General features: G+C 40.1%; 18 protein-coding genes and 1 pseudogene. 12 read left to right on the forward strand and 7 right to left on the reverse strand.

Annotated elements, in window-relative coordinates; translation table 11 throughout:
• Window positions 1–167 precede the first annotated feature (167 nt).
• The 3 genes from C4N23_RS13315 to C4N23_RS13325 all read right to left on the reverse strand — a co-directional run bounded on the left by C4N23_RS13315 (window position 168) and on the right by C4N23_RS13325 (window position 3,078).
• Window positions 168–395, reverse strand: a complete 228-nt coding sequence (locus tag C4N23_RS13315) for a hypothetical protein (protein WP_112146599.1) — start codon at window positions 393–395, stop codon at window positions 168–170.
• Between the two features lie 376 nt (window positions 396–771).
• Complete coding sequence (locus C4N23_RS13320; RefSeq protein WP_342587766.1) at window positions 772–1,464, reverse strand: sigma-70 family RNA polymerase sigma factor; 693 nt, start codon at window positions 1,462–1,464, stop codon at window positions 772–774.
• Between the two features lie 294 nt (window positions 1,465–1,758).
• Complete coding sequence (locus C4N23_RS13325) at window positions 1,759–3,078, reverse strand: AfsR/SARP family transcriptional regulator (RefSeq protein WP_242983805.1); 1,320 nt, start codon at window positions 3,076–3,078, stop codon at window positions 1,759–1,761.
• Between the two features lie 203 nt (window positions 3,079–3,281).
• Between C4N23_RS13325 and C4N23_RS13330 the strand changes: the two are divergent.
• Window positions 3,282–3,564, forward strand: a pseudogene (locus C4N23_RS13330) (DUF6061 family protein).
• A gap of 513 nt (window positions 3,565–4,077) precedes the next feature.
• Here the strand turns inward: C4N23_RS13330 and C4N23_RS13845 are convergent.
• Both C4N23_RS13845 and C4N23_RS13335 read right to left on the reverse strand, forming a co-directional pair.
• On the reverse strand, window positions 4,078–4,836 hold the full coding sequence (locus tag C4N23_RS13845; RefSeq protein WP_097783557.1) for a hypothetical protein: 759 nt from the start codon (window positions 4,834–4,836) through the stop codon (window positions 4,078–4,080).
• A 335-nt stretch (window positions 4,837–5,171) separates the two neighbouring features.
• Window positions 5,172–5,528 carry a helix-turn-helix domain-containing protein gene (locus tag C4N23_RS13335; protein ID WP_097783556.1) on the reverse strand — a complete coding sequence of 119 codons (357 nt, stop codon included), beginning with the start codon at window positions 5,526–5,528 and terminating at the stop codon, window positions 5,172–5,174.
• Window positions 5,529–5,695: 167 nt separating this feature from the next.
• On the opposite strand from C4N23_RS13335, the gene C4N23_RS13340 reads away from it, so the two are divergent.
• From C4N23_RS13340 to C4N23_RS14120, 6 genes are all read left to right on the forward strand, one after another.
• A complete protein-coding gene (locus C4N23_RS13340) occupies window positions 5,696–6,412 on the forward strand; it encodes a LytR/AlgR family response regulator transcription factor (protein WP_179860660.1) in 717 nt (238 codons plus the stop codon).
• The gene (locus C4N23_RS13345) at window positions 6,400–7,722 is read left to right on the forward strand and encodes a sensor histidine kinase (protein WP_112146603.1); all 1,323 of its coding nucleotides are present in this window, start codon (window positions 6,400–6,402) and stop codon (window positions 7,720–7,722) included. Before C4N23_RS13340 ends, C4N23_RS13345 begins: the two co-directional genes overlap by 13 nt.
• A gap of 95 nt (window positions 7,723–7,817) precedes the next feature.
• A complete protein-coding gene (locus C4N23_RS13350; protein ID WP_179860380.1) occupies window positions 7,818–8,381 on the forward strand; it encodes an accessory gene regulator B family protein in 564 nt (187 codons plus the stop codon).
• Window positions 8,382–8,396: 15 nt separating this feature from the next.
• On the forward strand, window positions 8,397–8,549 hold the full coding sequence (locus C4N23_RS14115) for a hypothetical protein (RefSeq protein WP_154251299.1): 153 nt from the start codon (window positions 8,397–8,399) through the stop codon (window positions 8,547–8,549).
• A gap of 209 nt (window positions 8,550–8,758) precedes the next feature.
• Complete coding sequence (locus tag C4N23_RS13850; RefSeq protein ID WP_181567135.1) at window positions 8,759–9,538, forward strand: hypothetical protein; 780 nt, start codon at window positions 8,759–8,761, stop codon at window positions 9,536–9,538.
• A 24-nt stretch (window positions 9,539–9,562) separates the two neighbouring features.
• Window positions 9,563–9,820, forward strand: coding sequence for a hypothetical protein (locus tag C4N23_RS14120; protein WP_147323214.1), 258 nt, complete (start codon window positions 9,563–9,565; stop codon window positions 9,818–9,820).
• Between the two features lie 155 nt (window positions 9,821–9,975).
• Here the strand turns inward: C4N23_RS14120 and C4N23_RS14370 are convergent, their stop codons facing one another.
• Complete coding sequence (locus C4N23_RS14370; protein WP_268889599.1) at window positions 9,976–10,101, reverse strand: hypothetical protein; 126 nt, start codon at window positions 10,099–10,101, stop codon at window positions 9,976–9,978.
• A 458-nt stretch (window positions 10,102–10,559) separates the two neighbouring features.
• Between C4N23_RS14370 and C4N23_RS13355 the strand changes: the two genes are divergently transcribed.
• The 5 genes from C4N23_RS13355 (at window position 10,560) to C4N23_RS13365 (ending at window position 13,605) form a co-directional block, all read left to right on the forward strand.
• Window positions 10,560–11,489 carry an ABC transporter transmembrane domain-containing protein gene (locus C4N23_RS13355; RefSeq protein ID WP_112146605.1) on the forward strand — a complete coding sequence of 310 codons (930 nt, stop codon included), beginning with the start codon at window positions 10,560–10,562 and terminating at the stop codon, window positions 11,487–11,489.
• A 53-nt stretch (window positions 11,490–11,542) separates the two neighbouring features.
• Window positions 11,543–12,205, forward strand: a complete 663-nt coding sequence (locus tag C4N23_RS13360) for an ATP-binding cassette domain-containing protein (protein WP_181567136.1) — start codon at window positions 11,543–11,545, stop codon at window positions 12,203–12,205.
• A 147-nt stretch (window positions 12,206–12,352) separates the two neighbouring features.
• Complete coding sequence (locus C4N23_RS13855; RefSeq protein WP_129872232.1) at window positions 12,353–12,598, forward strand: hypothetical protein; 246 nt, start codon at window positions 12,353–12,355, stop codon at window positions 12,596–12,598.
• 93 nt (window positions 12,599–12,691) lie between these two features.
• Complete coding sequence (locus C4N23_RS13860) at window positions 12,692–13,054, forward strand: hypothetical protein (RefSeq protein ID WP_097782580.1); 363 nt, start codon at window positions 12,692–12,694, stop codon at window positions 13,052–13,054.
• Window positions 13,055–13,242: 188 nt separating this feature from the next.
• Window positions 13,243–13,605 carry an SPASM domain-containing protein gene (locus C4N23_RS13365; protein ID WP_280953137.1) on the forward strand — a complete coding sequence of 121 codons (363 nt, stop codon included), beginning with the start codon at window positions 13,243–13,245 and terminating at the stop codon, window positions 13,603–13,605.
• A gap of 301 nt (window positions 13,606–13,906) precedes the next feature.
• Here C4N23_RS13365 and C4N23_RS14260 read toward each other — a convergent pair whose 3' ends face one another.
• Window positions 13,907–14,143 (reverse strand): DUF6061 family protein, encoded by a 237-nt coding sequence (locus C4N23_RS14260; protein ID WP_097782582.1) that lies wholly within the window; start codon window positions 14,141–14,143, stop codon window positions 13,907–13,909.
• Window positions 14,144–14,331 lie beyond the last annotated feature (188 nt).

A 14,331-nucleotide genomic window follows, 5' to 3' on the forward strand; every position in this document is an offset into this window, starting at 1 on the left:
GAGCCCTGTGCAGTACAGGATTCAGACCGTTGGGGCCGCTTAATTTGATTTTTGTCTAACTTTTGGGGTTCATTTCACCTAGGCAGTGGGCTTCTGTTAAAGTATGAAAGCGGTTTTACTTATACGGTACGCATCACCTCCCCGGTGATTGGAATGAAGCACCGGCATCAGCGGTGCATGACAACGTAATCGTGACCGCGCCGGGTTTGGCAGACGGTGCAAACATCCATGCTCTTGTCTGCGCTCGGTACGAGAGCGATTTTGAAAGCCTTGGCTTCTACGAAATGCCGCAGACAGGTCGCACAGAGGGTTCGGATAGATTTGATCATTTCCGGGGTCAGTTCCATCTCCTCGTAGAGCTCCTGTTCGCGCACCGTAGGATTCAACTCATCCATTTGAGCAGTCCTCCGTGTCGGTAAAAAGTGAATGGCGGATAAATATGTAAAAGAACAGGAGTGACCGGAGACCGAAAACGGCATCCGGCCGCTCCTGATAAAATATGTTAAGGTCTCGCATATTCGCCCTCGGCTCCCTGCGAGTGGGGAATCATTCGGCAGCGGATTTGTACCGCTTCATTGGCATCTCAGCCACCCCGCCTACATCCTGACCGGGCCGCGAATTACGGAAGTATCATTATCTGAGTACCGAACAACTGAACTATTCAACTTTCAAGGTTCGCGAGTGCGGACGTTTTGCCAGCGGCAGGAGCCGATTTGGTGAATTGTCCTCTCACTTACTAGCTCACGAAAGAGGTCAAATTATAACCAGAAATCAGAATTTCTTCAAAAATATAGTAATTTTTGCAATTCTCTTATGAATTGCGGGCTGTGAAATATTAAAGACTTTAGAAATCTCGGCTTCGGTGTAGCCCTCATAAGCATAGAGCGTCAAAAGTCTGAGCTCGTCTTCGGACAATTTTTCCAGAGCAGAGAGCAACCGTTCATCCTCAATTTCCCCAATCCATGCAAAGTGACTTTTAGTTTCATGGTATGTATCGGTTGTTAAAATGACTTCATGGTAGTGCTTTGTGTCGCGTGAGTCGCCAGCTTCGGTATTGCTAATGGAAAGATCAACCGTATGGCGATAATACGTTTGTTCTGAGTTGACAACTTGAAAATCAAATTCATACATTGCTTGAATTGCTTCATCGGACATACCAGCTGCCCGATACTGAACCCGCAGCTTTTTCCACTGATTTTCCAAACGAATGCGCTCAAGGCCATTGTTGAAGCCCATATTAAACCTCCAAATTTTCGATAAAGCGTGAAAAGTCAAAAATTTGGAGTTGCTAGGGATACCGTGCGGCCAGTTCCAGCCACGAAAAATGGGCAAAAAGAAACATGAAGCATCCTTTCCGCCGGATGCGGAGGTTGAGGACACTTCACTGCGGGACAGCTTGCGGGCTTTTCTTGGCAACAAAAAAAGAGATGCACTAAAGAAAAGGGTACCGACACTGTTTTCCATCCGAAAATGGAAAGCGGTATAAGTATCCTCGGCCTTTAATGCATCTCAGGCTTCGATATGTTTTTGTTCTGACGCATCGAAGCCTATAAAAAAGAAAACCGCCGTGCGATCAGCTTTTGCAAGGCATCGATTCGTGCCCTGTAAGCATATCACACGACGGTGTTATGAAAGTTATCTGGCGGTGTTATGAAAGTGTTATGGAGCCATTTTTGCCCCTTTTTGCCCCTTTCTGAAAAATTTTAGGTGTTATGAAAGTCACATGAAGGTGTTACGAAAGTGTTATAGGAATCATTCTTACCAATTAGCTCCAAATGCAAGGATTTCCCCGTATTCTTCTGTGGTCAGATGTTCCTTTGCAGCGGCCAGTTCATTGGTTGCAAGTTCGTTCATTCCCTGCGCTTTCAAGGAGCGGATCAGCCAGCAGTATGCTTTCGGGTTATCGGGTGCGATGGTCAGAGACTTCATGGCGTACTGATTGAGCAGGTCATAAGAATGCAGCGAATCCAGCTGCCTCAGCAGTTCACTGACAGCACCCATATAGGAGAGATGGTATTTTGTGGAAAACTGAATGAGCCAATGTTCGCCATCTGCAGAGGACAAGACCTTTCCATGGTAGAGATCAAGAGCATTTTTGAGGATGTCCACTTTGTTGATTATAGAGGATGCCCTGACAGCAGAAGACACAAGTTCGTCAAAACGCTGATAATCCGTCATAATGTGAAGTTCCGGGTTGAGCTGATATCCGGATGCAGAGGATAAAATCAATGGCTCATCTGAAATAAGGTTGAACTTCTGGCGCAAGCGATAAATCAGTCCCTTGACGTTTTTGGCTGGGTTGTCTAAATCATCCGGCCAGAGTGTTTGAGTGATTTCCTGCGGAGAAATGGCATTTTTACGGGAGATCAGCAGGTAAGAAATCAGTCGGCTGATTCTCGGAGAACTAAAGTCAGCTTCTTTCAGAACACCTTTGGATGTGCTGATGCTCAGTTCACCAAACAGACTGACATAGATATCCTTGCTGCTTTGGATGGAAGTCGGGATATATGCCATTTGGAGCCGGTTCAGCATTTTCTGTTCGTTGTACGATGCAAGCAGCACATAGGCCAGAATCCGCAGCATACTGGTCTGCTGAATATACCGCTTAGGATTCCGGACGGCAAGCAGAGCGACTGGGCGCGGCTCCAAGGAAACGGCAATAACAGACCGGATGCCAAGCCGCTGGTACAGGTTATACTCCGCAGGATAGGCTTCTTTTGTCGCTTCGGCGTCCGGGACGACCATTGGAATTCCCTTGCGGACAGTTTGTACCCACCGATCAAGAAATTCAGCGGATTCATATTCTTCGGTTAAAAGCATCGTCTTGTCTGTTGCGCCAGCGTTGAACCACCAGAATGGCGTCCACAAATTCAAATCAAGATCGACCTGAATTAAACCGCACCAGTCAGCATCGTAGAATTGGCAAGTGGCTTTCAGCACCTGCTGGGCAACTTCTTTCGGGGAAAGATGCTGGTAATACAATTGCGATTCAAGGTCATTCATACTGTTCTCAAAATCAATTGCACGTTGAATATCTCCAAAGCTCCGTTCTTCGTACTCATGATCAGGCTGACGCATAAAATTTCACCTCGTGTCAAATAAAAAAGCACAGCACTGGGATTCACTCGCTCTGTACGGTGAATCCCAGTGCTGTGCTGGTATCAATCATGCAACCGCAAGAGCTGAACAAAGCTACATCGTAGTGTGGTTGGGCGGCTCAAGCAAAAATGAATCTCATTTCGTCAAAAATCAACCAGAAAATTATTAAAGGAGTCATTCAAATGAAACGAAATCAGAATTTCGACCATAATCACTCTCAAAAAGTGTTTTCCTGCCGCTACAACATGGACACCAACCGGGTGGAAGCCCGATTTGAAGATGGCACCACCCTTTCCATTGATTGTATCGCCATAGAGGACGAGTACAGCAACACTCCGGCGCAGCGGGCAGAACTGGACTGGCTACTTATATAACAAGCTCTTGGAATATACCCAGCTTGTGCTGAGTGGAGAAATCGAACATTATCTTTCACTTGGTTGCGATCACGGTAGACTAGAAGATTGACCTTTTTTCATAGAAATGTGATTGGCTGTTACAGAATGGCTCTTCAAAAAGCATTACAGAAAATCCGGAAACTTTTTTGAACCATAATAACTCAAAAAAGTTTCCGGATTTCTGTTTTTGTACGATTGCTATCGTATTTTCATTTTGCAATAGTTTTCATAATTGACCATTGTCCATTACAGAGAATATAGGTCTCTTCCTATAATTGGCTGACATTTTATAGCACACACATTTATTTCTGCATGGAATACCCACTGCTTCCATAAAATATTTACTCGAATAATTTTCCGCAAAATGGACAACGATCTTTCACTGTTAGTACAATTGAAAAGTGCTTCCCACAAAAAGGACAACGACGTGTTATAAAATCAAAAATATAGTCTATCAAAAGTACAACAACAGCTGCTATACGAAACTCAAATGCCCATAGTGCGCATACGACTATTGCTATGAAGATGAATACAGCTTTGCATAATGTGAGTTTTGTTTGGAATTTCATTTTTTATTCTTCTTTCAAGCATTTTCCTTATAAGACGGAAGATTATGCTCAAAGCAATAGTAGGCTTTTTCCAAGATATAGCTATCGTTGTCATAGTGAGTAGCTTTTCTATATTCTGTCTTCTTTGCAGTTTGTGAGGTAAATCTTTTTGTTTTAGGATTTACCAGCGCATAAGTTACAGTCGTATCCTCAATGGTTGCTCTTTCCAAAAAAGCATTTGGCTGCCATGAGTAATCCTTATAAAATTCACATTGTCTAATTTTCAGATGTGTATAAATATTTGTTGATGCGTATTGACTGGGATCACTGTAAATGAAAATCTGAGAGGGAGTTAGCCCAGAAGCTGTAAATGGAATCCAAATATAGGGTTTTGTTAATCCAATCAGAATATTAACACCTCTGTCTAGTACCGCAGCTGCAGCAGGACTCACAACACTTCTCCTTTCATTTTTTACAGGTTTATTTCCGTACGTTATCTGAAAACGATATGGAACTCCCTTATAAGAATCTCGCGCTGCAGGTCTTTCGACAACAATTTTTTCATATGTAATTGTCGAATCATATGGGATGTTACGTTCGGTAAGGATTTTTTCCTGTTCGACAGGCGACAAGCCGCTTAAATCAACCACTTCACTTATATACATTCCTGCCGATGGAGCATCTATCTTCGACGTGTCTGCATATGCCGAAGTGGGGATAATATGGGACATTGCCAACAATGCGGTACTTGCACCCGTGAGTTTAAGAAATTCTTTGCGAGTCATCTCTTTCATATTTATTCTCCTTGAAGTTTACTGATTATCGCATACCGTTACTTGATATAATATATTGTTTATACGTTTCTTCAACTCTGCATTGGAATCACCCTTTCATGTAAAAACAAAAGACACGAAATTGTTACGTCCACCTTAATTCTTAGATTAACTATTGATAGCATCAAAGCACAATAAGCAATCAAAGTCCACGATTTTGTATCAAAGTAGAGAAAACTTGTAACGAAATCGGTGTGGCCGCAAATAACATGACCCTCAACACTGGGCATCCAGCATTGAGGGTCATACTTAAATAACCGTTTGTATTGCACTCGCACTATGCCTCAAGTCGATTGTCAACCGAAGGCTTTTATTATGTCATGAAGAATTTCCATCTGCTGCGGCGAAAGATCATTTCCTTTTTGACTTGGTGAAAGCAATTCATTACGGAGTTTAATTAAAGTTTTCTTTTGCGCACCAGTCAATCCAGAAAGAGATAGTACTTCTGGCGCATCCAGTCCTAGGAGTTCATCTGTTGAAATGCTAAATAAGGATGAAATGCTTGCAAGAACATCCAACGGAATTGCATGTGCATCACTTTCATATCCACTGATCGTGGATACAGCCTTATTTAACCGTTTAGCCAAATCTGCCTGCGTCCAGCCACGACTTTCCCTCAGCTTTTTTAACTTTTCTCCTAAATAATGCTCCATTCCCGTACACTCCCATCTTATATAAAGTGTACTATTTGAAATTTCAACATAATCGTACTATACTATATATAATGTTCGATTATGTTGAAATTTGATTGACTTGTGAGGAGCAGGGCTGTATGTTGTGTGATAAAAAGCATTCCCATGTGCAATGGAGGGATTTCAAAATGAATGTCTTGGTTTGTGATGATGACCAGCAGATCGTTGATTCTATTATTGAAGAACTCAAAAAGAAAAGCGAGGAAACGCATGTAGCATTAAGATTTTATGGTTTTTCTCAACCAAGTCAAATAGACTTATCACTTCCGTATGATATTGCGCTTCTGGATATTGATATGGGCGAAACAAATGGAATTGAGCTTGCCAGAAAGTTACGAGCAGAAAATGAAAACATTGTGATTATCTTCATTACGAATTTCATTCAGTATGCTCCAGAGGGATTTGAGGTTCAAGCCTTTCGATACTTACTAAAAGCAGATTTCTCTGCTAAACTTGATTCCTACTTTGATTCAGCCGTCCAAGAAGTGCTTCAACGGAAACAGCTTGTTACAATTTCGATAAACTCTGAAATTATTGATGTACCTGTAAATGACATTCTGTATTTAGAATCTCATCGAAGAATCATTGTTATGCACTTGTTGGACGAAAAACGCCCAGCATACCAATTTTACGGCAACATAACGGAACTATCCGAAAAAATCGAGCCACTCGGTTTCCTTCGTATTCAAAAAAGCTATCTTGTCAATATGCACTATGTCGAAATCTTTCAATACAATAAAGTCCAATTGCGCGGTGGTCTTTGTCTGGCTCCAAGCGAAAAGAATTATAATGAGCTAAAACAGAAATATTTACATTGGCGAGGTAAAAGTAGATGGATGCTTTAATCAGTTTGGTTTACACAATCATAGATTCAGTCTGCGTATGTCTGTTTTTAGACGCTTTTGCTTCGCACCGTTGGAGGGATCATAGATTTCTTGTCGGTGTAATAGTTCAAACTATTTTAATGTGTGCATCTATTGAATTCAGTGTTATTGCCTTAAATCGAAACCAAATCGTCAAAATTTTTTTAATTCTACTATCCTGCTTTATTGTTGCCAGAACTCTATATGAGAATATCTCAGGAAGGTTTTTATTATTTCTTATTGTTGTAGAATATCTCTTGACTTATAGTTTATCTTTTGCAGTCGGAATGCTTGCAACTTCGGTTTGTGGGATGGATGCTCAGACGTTTCAAGCCGACAAGGCATTATCCCTAATCTATGGAATCTCTTATTATTCAGCCGAATTATTTATTATTGCGCTATTTCGCAAAATGATGCTTCAGCGTATGGGCAACAGACCCAGAAGCGATGCTCAACATTCGCAGCTGATACTGTACTTTCTATTTCCATGCGCATCGTTTGTAATGCTTGTGATTCTGCTTTACGTTACAAGCGGTCATAATATAGAAGAGTTTGTTTCTGCTGGCTGTTGTATTCTCATTTTTATTTCAAACGTCGCAGTCCTCTTTTTATTGGAGCGAATGGAGTATGCCGCATCGGAAAGAGAACAATTATTGATGCTTAACCAGCAGATTCAGCTGCAATCGAAAAACATGACTTCGGCAAGCGAACTTTATTCTGCCCAAAGGAAAAAAGTTCACGATTTTCGGGCGCACCTGAATATCCTAAATCAATTGATGAAGAATCAAGAGTATTCTGCCGCTGAAGAATATCTTGAAAAAATCACCGAACAGCAAACAGATCGACTATTCCTTGTCAACACACACCATCCTATCTTGGATGCACTTTTCAACACAAAAGCTGCCGAAGCAACTCAAAAGAAGATCAGTATTGATTTTGAAGTGAATGATCTATCAAATCTTCCATTTGATGCCTCTGATATAGTAGTGCTTCTATCAAACCTCTTGGATAATGCCATTGAAGCGTGTCAACGGTACGATAAAGGTGACAAAACGATTCATGTCATGGCGGTTGCGCAACAAGACTTTTTTATCTCTGTCCGAAACACATCAGAACCTGTTACAATTATAAACAGTTCCATTCCAACTACAAAACCAGAACCACAGCTGCATGGTTTTGGACTTGCGAACATCCGACTGATTCTTGAAAAATACAGCGGCGAGTATACCATGTTCTATGAAAATGGGTGGTTCCAGTTCACCGCTGATATACCGCTCACTCCGATTTCGTGACAAAAAAAGTCCATTTCGTTACATTATTGTGGAAATTGTAGCTCAACTTGTGTATTCTTTCTTTCAAGAAAGTTCTTTTAATGAGGATTGTCGCAATGAAAGATTTTGCAATGCAATTAACGCAAAAGTGCGTGTCGATGGGATTGCTTGATGAATCTTATTCTGAATGGTTTGCATATAGCATCGAAAAAAGAGTGACAACCTTATTCACTTGGCTTGTGCAGTGTCTGATTGGCGGTTTTTGCTTTGGCTGGACCTTAACGATTTCATTTTCTGTGTTCTTCCTCTTAATTCGGAAATACACAAACGGTTATCATGCTGCTACTTATAGTAAATGCCTGTTCTGTTCCATTTTATTAGAAGTAGTTCTTCTTGCTTCAATCTCCTACGTTTTCCGTACAGGCTTGGCGTTGCTTTTCTTAACTATAGTTTCTGATATTACAATTTTGTATATTGCACCAGTTAACAATAAAAGCATTCACTGGTCAACAAATGAATTTAAGGCTGCGAAAATAGCTGTTCGTTGGTTATTATTGATTCTAAATATTTTCGCAATTTTGTTGGTGGGAACTCAAATCGCTCCTTCCATACTACAAGGGTTGGTCGCAGCATTGACTGCTGATGCAATAACATTATCCATTTCACGCTGTCAAAATTGAAAGGAGGGCATACAAATGAAAATTCAAGTCAAACAGTTCGCCAAAAAGAAAATTGAAGCTCTGGTGAAGAAGGATATGCAGGAGTGGCCTCCGGGTTGTGCAGGCTGGATGTATCAGCCGAAGCGTCCCTATGTACCTGAGAAGCATCTGCAAGAAAAACGAAAATAAGTTCAATCCTGAGATGGCATGGTCGCTTTCCTGTTTCAACAGCAAAAAGCACTATGCCATTTTTCTTTGTTGGTGACTCCGATTTCGTTACGAATTTTCTCCATCTTATTACAGAAATGTAGACAATATTGCTTGCTGGGTATACAGTGTAAGAAAGGATGGCACAATGCACAAATCGAAAGGAGTTACTCCGATGCAGCAATATAGCTTTGAATGAAATTCAAACTTATCCATTTAATGAGAAGGGATTGCTTATTATGAAACATAAAAAAGTATCACAGCTTTTAGCTGCTTCGCTTTCTTTCTTGATGATTGCGATGCTTTGCGTTTCTAGCGTTGCAATGGAACCTTCTATGAGAATCGGCAGTGTCACCGTTCATTCTTCGCTCTTTGCTAAAATGGCTTCTGAATCGCCGGAAAAAGATTTGATTACCCAATCCAATATTGTTAAGGCAACCGATGAAATGATTCAGTTCGAGGAAAAAACCGTTCTGGATGTTCAACATTTGGATGATGGTTCGTCCCTTACTTCCTATCGAAAAGATGTCGCAACCATTCTGCCTAGCGAATTTCCAACATCTATAAGCCCCTGTGCAGATGGAAGCATCAACCAAGATTCTTGGGACTCAAGCAACACCGTACGAGCATATACTACAATTTATTATGATATTGTTAAAGACTCCGGCGATCGTTCGTATTATAAGTTGACAAAGGTTACTGGAAAGTACTATTGCAATAACTCTGCAACAAAAATTACGAGCCAAACTCTAAGAATTGGTCAAACTGGATGGACGAGTAACGGATATCGAGAGCAGACCAAGGATTTTGACATTCCTGCATCTCAGAAAGACTGGACAAAATACCCTGATTCCTCTTGGGCTGGTGTTCTGGTAGATGCAACAAATCGCGTTGGCTGCTACTATGTTGTCAATATTGCTGCAAAGACCGGAAAGACTTGGTATGTTGAAATTTCAAATAATATCCGATAACCGTTTTTGAGCAAGGAGTTTTTTATGCTACCGTTTTTTAACCAAAAAGAGTTGGTGGTTTGCTCAAATCAATCACAATACCAAAAATACACATCTCTTTTAGAAAAAGAGGGAATCGGATATCGAACAAAAGTACGCGATTTATCATCGCCGTCTTTGTTTTCGATGGGAACCCGTGAAAGAGCTGGAACCGCATTTCAAAAGGTCAATTGTCAAACGATTTACACAATATACGTTCGCAAAGCTGATTACGAGCGCGCTGTTCACGTTATCATTGTTTGATTAAACAGCCAAAACCATATACGCTTTTCCTCGCCAAACAATCAGTTGCAAGCAATGTTTTCGTCTATACAAAAACATTGCTTGCTGGGGGAATGCCCCAAGCCCCTTTGATCTGCATTTTCCAATGCAGGCTGCGCATCCCTTCGGGACGCTTTTTATCCGGTGATGTGCTCCGGGTCGTTGAGGACTTGTATGAGGTGAGAAGCGGCTTCTGCCAGAGAAGCATACTTCATCTGTTCCGGGACAGGCGCATCCAGAAACGAAATGCCCCATTCCTGCATACAGAAAAAGCTAATTTGAACAAGCTACGCGGGATGCAGCATAGAAAAGTGGCTCATCGAGCGTATAGACGATAAATGCGAAAGCAAATACGACCAGTACACACAATTGTTTTCAAGATTGGCGAAAGATATTGACGCTTTAGCTAAAGCATGATAGCATATAAAGGGGATTTTTTGTTTTCAAAAGTGGTTGTTCCTTTTACTAAGCATGTTTTTGAGATGCCGCTGCTGAGGCAAAGACCCATTCAGTCAGCCTACGGCTGACAGCTTCCTCACAAATGGGAAACCTTTTGAGATGGCACAAAGCGCAAGCTTTTCCCTTAGGGAAAGGTAGCAATTGCGAAGCAAATGACGAAAGAAGTTTCCGCCCTCAGTCGGTATTAGTTGCTGACCCAAAGGGATAACCACTTTTTAAAAGTCGCCGAATATTATTTTAAAAACAAAGTCGGTTTATCATCATGAAAAGAATCTTTCAATTTTCCCATTGCACATTGCATCTTTACCGAAAAAAGATTATCCTTTTTTCTGTTCTCAGCATAGGATCTTCGTTAATATCCCTCTTTAACACTTTGTTGTCCGGTCGATTTATTGACTTTTTGGCTTCGCCTAATTGCGTGGAATGGAAACCTCAACTATGCTACTATTGTATTCTTTTCTTGGCGACTATTATGATAAGTTTTGCGATATCTTTTGCACTCGGGCGAATACGCGAAAAACTTCATACAATGGTAAGCTACAATATAAACAGACAAATGCTCGTCCACATCCAGCAGATCCCTTTTTCCAAAACTTTTTTTTTGGACAGTTCACGCATTACTCAGCAACTTCAAACTGATTCCAATGAAATCGCTTCATATTGCATAAACGTGATACAAAATGTTCCTGTAAGTTCGGTACGGCTTATTACGGTGAGCGTTATAACATATCAAATCAACAAAACAGTATTCGGTATATTACTTATACTAGCTGCACTTTATATCGTCTTCTTTGAAATATTCAAGGGCAAACTATATAATACCACAAGGGAATTCAAAAACGAGCAAGCCCTGTTCTTTTCTAAAGCACAGGAGCAATTGCGTTATATTAAATTTGTCAAAAGGCACGGGTTGATAGATGTATTTATAAATCGAGTGGACTTAGCATTTCAATCTCTTTTCAAGACGGCTATGCACGCTCAAATTTTTCAATATATTTTTTCTGGTATTGATTCAATGCTTTTGGCTTTAAGCCAAATCGGTTTATTCCTTGTAGGAGGTGTAGCCGTACTAAATGGAGAAATGTCTATCGGCGGTTTTACGACAATCAATGTTTATTTCTCTTCTGCATTGGGATGTATTAGATATTTTTTTCATTTACTTCCTCTACACAAAATGCATTGGTATCTTTAAACCGTTTGATGGATGTTGCTAAGATGCAATCCGAATCCGACGGAAAACAAATTGTGTCAAACATCAAGGCTATATACCTACAAGACATATCATTGAGTTTTGACAAACCAGTCTTAAAGTCTTTTAATGCAGCGTTTTATAAAGGAAATATATATGCCTTGTGTGGTGATAATGGTACTGGAAAATCCTCGGTATTACATTTAGTTGCAGGGCTGTATAATAATCTTTATGGCGGTAACATTTACTTCGACGATTTTGACATCAAGAAATTAAATATGAATTTTTTGAGAAAATCTCTTATTGGCTTTGTTGAGCAGGAGCCGCAGCTTCTCGCAGACAAAATCATTTCAAATTTGTATCCATATAACATTAATGAAAATTACGAACCTGAAGAAATCGACGCTGCAATATATTATATTAACAAACTTGGAATGAATGACTGGCTAGATAAATGTTGTGATGGTTTGAACACATATATAAATGAAAAAAGTGATAATATTTCGGGAGGGGAAAAGCAAAAATTGTCTATTATTCGCGAATTGCTAAAAAAGCCTCTTGTGCTATTATTGGATGAGCCAACTTCAGCTATGGATGCAGATAGTATAAATACTTTCTTTGAGTTGCTGAATGCGATAAAAAACGATACAATTATTATAATTGCCACACATGATTCAAGAGCTTTACATTACTGTGATTCCATTGTACCATTAAAATAATTACTTGTCTTTTTGGGCGACAAACCACAATTCTTCTGCGAAAGTGAATGCCGAATTTAACGCGATAGACATCCATAGGATTTGACAAAATCCTTAGGTGTTCAGATATGATAGTACTGCCAGCCGAAGAGTAGAAAGGAGTCGATTATGACTACATATATTGGAAATGCCTACGATAACAATACGAATCCGATTGGATTATGCTTGGGACAAATCTCTCCATGTGCAAAAGATGCGAGTGCCTGCGTTGCAGACTTTGGCGGATGCGTCACAAATGTTTCGGGCTGTATTTCTGACGTGTCTATTTGTGGAAGCAATGCTGGGCTTTGCGGTTTAAATTCCGTTTCTTGTACAGTAAATAGTGAGTCTTGTGGAATTAATACACCTGATTGATAATTGCGCAATTTACGATGTTTTGTTTTGGCTGGCAGTACTATCTATTTTCTGAACATGTGATGAAGATAACAGTATAAAGGGGGGCTATATATGATTTTTTCAGACGGCTCATATATTCCAACATTTATAATATTTTCTGCAATTGGAATTATAATAAAGTGCGCTCCCGTGGAATATCCTCTTTTCCATAAAAGTTTTCCGTTCCATAGTTACTACGGTTTCCGTTTTTCCTTGCCTGTTGATATAAATGAAAAAAACTGGCCTCATATCAAAAGTATTGGAAGTATGATATTTTTTGCTTTTGCAGCTCTTGACCTCATTGTTTTTGTATTAGGCATCTTGAATAGAAGCTCTACATTATATATTTCTTGCACTCAGCATTTATTATTAATTGGTGTAAGTTTTTCATTTGGCGGAATGATACTAGCTGCGAACAAGCATAAGGAGGATTGAATTAATGAAGTTCTCAAAATATAATATAATTCATACAACCGAAAATCAGGAACATATTTTATTCAACTCCTTATGGGGAAGTACGTTTGTAATTTCTCCTTCGGTTAAGCAAGCAATATCTTCCAGATATTTTAAATGAATTATGGAAATATAGCGAAGCCAATATGTTTTCCAAATATCCACAACCCATGAGAAAGTGGACATACTGTGGATTATTTGACGAATACAGTTTTACATTTTCACCTTTGGGTGAATTGTATAAATGTTGGGAGATGGTTGGTGATAATAAACATAAAATGGGTTATATAAAGGATGATGGCACTCTTACAGATGTTACTTTTGCATATTATGATTGGTTATCAATCGATCCTTTAAAAGAACCAGATTGTTCCGATTGTAAATATCTTCCCATTTGTGGTGGCGGGTGCAGGATGTTATCCTATCGGCAAACCGGAACATATCATGCTGCTGGCTGCGAAAAGGTCAAAGGCGTTATCGAGAAGCAGATAGAAGTATATGTGCGCAGACAAGTACAGTTTCAAAACAACTGATTGCCTACTTTCACTTTATCAATATACTCAATGTATCGGAATACATCGAATCCATGGAATTGCGCAAAAGGTTATTGATGAGTGTCCTATACTGATACTTGACATTCCGATGTACTTTGCCACGGTGCTGCTGTTCTGGTAGAAAAGTCCGATATTGCATTCTGCTTTTTGTGTAGTAAGTGCAATGAAGCCGGATTAAAGTTCGTTTTCATGAGAATATTTCAAGAGCCAAACCTTTGTGCGACACAGAGATTTGGCTCTTGAAATACAAGCTGCTTTTTATCAATCGAGCAAGCCGTGCTCACCGTGAGTTTTTTAAATATGCATTCAATCCACCGTTTAGCACGAGCTGCACATACTCTCGTGGCGCGTTATAAATGAGCCAGTCAAGCTCAGTACGCACTCTTACAAATGGTAGTGTTCCGTCAATGGTATCCTCTACAACATCGCAGTCGATTGATATCATTGTCCCGTCTGCAAAGCGACATTCTACGTTGCCCGTGTCGATGTTAAATTCACAAGATAAGAGCTTATTCATAATCAGACCTCCGATTTTCACTTTTCAGCGTTAATGCGTTTTTATAAATCTGAATAGTGGGCAGCGGTCATTTGATTATGTAGTGTTACTTTATGGCACATGAGTATTGCTGCCGGATAGCCATAGGTAAGTCTTTGATATGATCTCCAACTTTTCCCCGGCTCCACACCGTGCGTGCAGCTTTCACC

The organism is Faecalibacterium hattorii (genome assembly GCF_003287455.1).
GTDB lineage: Bacteria > Bacillota > Clostridia > Oscillospirales > Ruminococcaceae > Faecalibacterium > Faecalibacterium hattorii.

What these genes read in the sequence shown, in the direction of transcription:
- C4N23_RS13315 (WP_112146599.1), bottom strand. Translation starts at nt 395, where the DNA reads ATGGATGAGTTGAATCCTACGGTGCGCGAACAGGAGCTCTACGAGGAG.
- C4N23_RS13320 (WP_342587766.1), bottom strand. Translation starts at nt 1,464, where the DNA reads ATGGAAAACAGTGTCGGTACCCTTTTCTTTAGTGCATCTCTTTTTTTG.
- C4N23_RS13325 (WP_242983805.1), bottom strand. Translation starts at nt 3,078, where the DNA reads ATGCGTCAGCCTGATCATGAGTACGAAGAACGGAGCTTTGGAGATATT.
- C4N23_RS13845 (WP_097783557.1), bottom strand. Translation starts at nt 4,836, where the DNA reads ATGAAAGAGATGACTCGCAAAGAATTTCTTAAACTCACGGGTGCAAGT.
- C4N23_RS13335 (WP_097783556.1), bottom strand. Translation starts at nt 5,528, where the DNA reads ATGGAGCATTATTTAGGAGAAAAGTTAAAAAAGCTGAGGGAAAGTCGT.
- C4N23_RS13340 (WP_179860660.1), top strand. Translation starts at nt 5,696, where the DNA reads ATGAATGTCTTGGTTTGTGATGATGACCAGCAGATCGTTGATTCTATT.
- C4N23_RS13345 (WP_112146603.1), top strand. Translation starts at nt 6,400, where the DNA reads ATGGATGCTTTAATCAGTTTGGTTTACACAATCATAGATTCAGTCTGC.
- C4N23_RS13350 (WP_179860380.1), top strand. Translation starts at nt 7,818, where the DNA reads ATGAAAGATTTTGCAATGCAATTAACGCAAAAGTGCGTGTCGATGGGA.
- C4N23_RS14115 (WP_154251299.1), top strand. Translation starts at nt 8,397, where the DNA reads ATGAAAATTCAAGTCAAACAGTTCGCCAAAAAGAAAATTGAAGCTCTG.
- C4N23_RS14120 (WP_147323214.1), top strand. Translation starts at nt 9,563, where the DNA reads ATGCTACCGTTTTTTAACCAAAAAGAGTTGGTGGTTTGCTCAAATCAA.
- C4N23_RS14370 (WP_268889599.1), bottom strand. Translation starts at nt 10,101, where the DNA reads ATGCAGGAATGGGGCATTTCGTTTCTGGATGCGCCTGTCCCGGAACAG.
- C4N23_RS13355 (WP_112146605.1), top strand. Translation starts at nt 10,560, where the DNA reads ATGAAAAGAATCTTTCAATTTTCCCATTGCACATTGCATCTTTACCGA.
- C4N23_RS13855 (WP_129872232.1), top strand. Translation starts at nt 12,353, where the DNA reads ATGACTACATATATTGGAAATGCCTACGATAACAATACGAATCCGATT.
- C4N23_RS13860 (WP_097782580.1), top strand. Translation starts at nt 12,692, where the DNA reads ATGATTTTTTCAGACGGCTCATATATTCCAACATTTATAATATTTTCT.
- C4N23_RS13365 (WP_280953137.1), top strand. Translation starts at nt 13,243, where the DNA reads ATGAGAAAGTGGACATACTGTGGATTATTTGACGAATACAGTTTTACA.
- C4N23_RS14260 (WP_097782582.1), bottom strand. Translation starts at nt 14,143, where the DNA reads ATGAATAAGCTCTTATCTTGTGAATTTAACATCGACACGGGCAACGTA.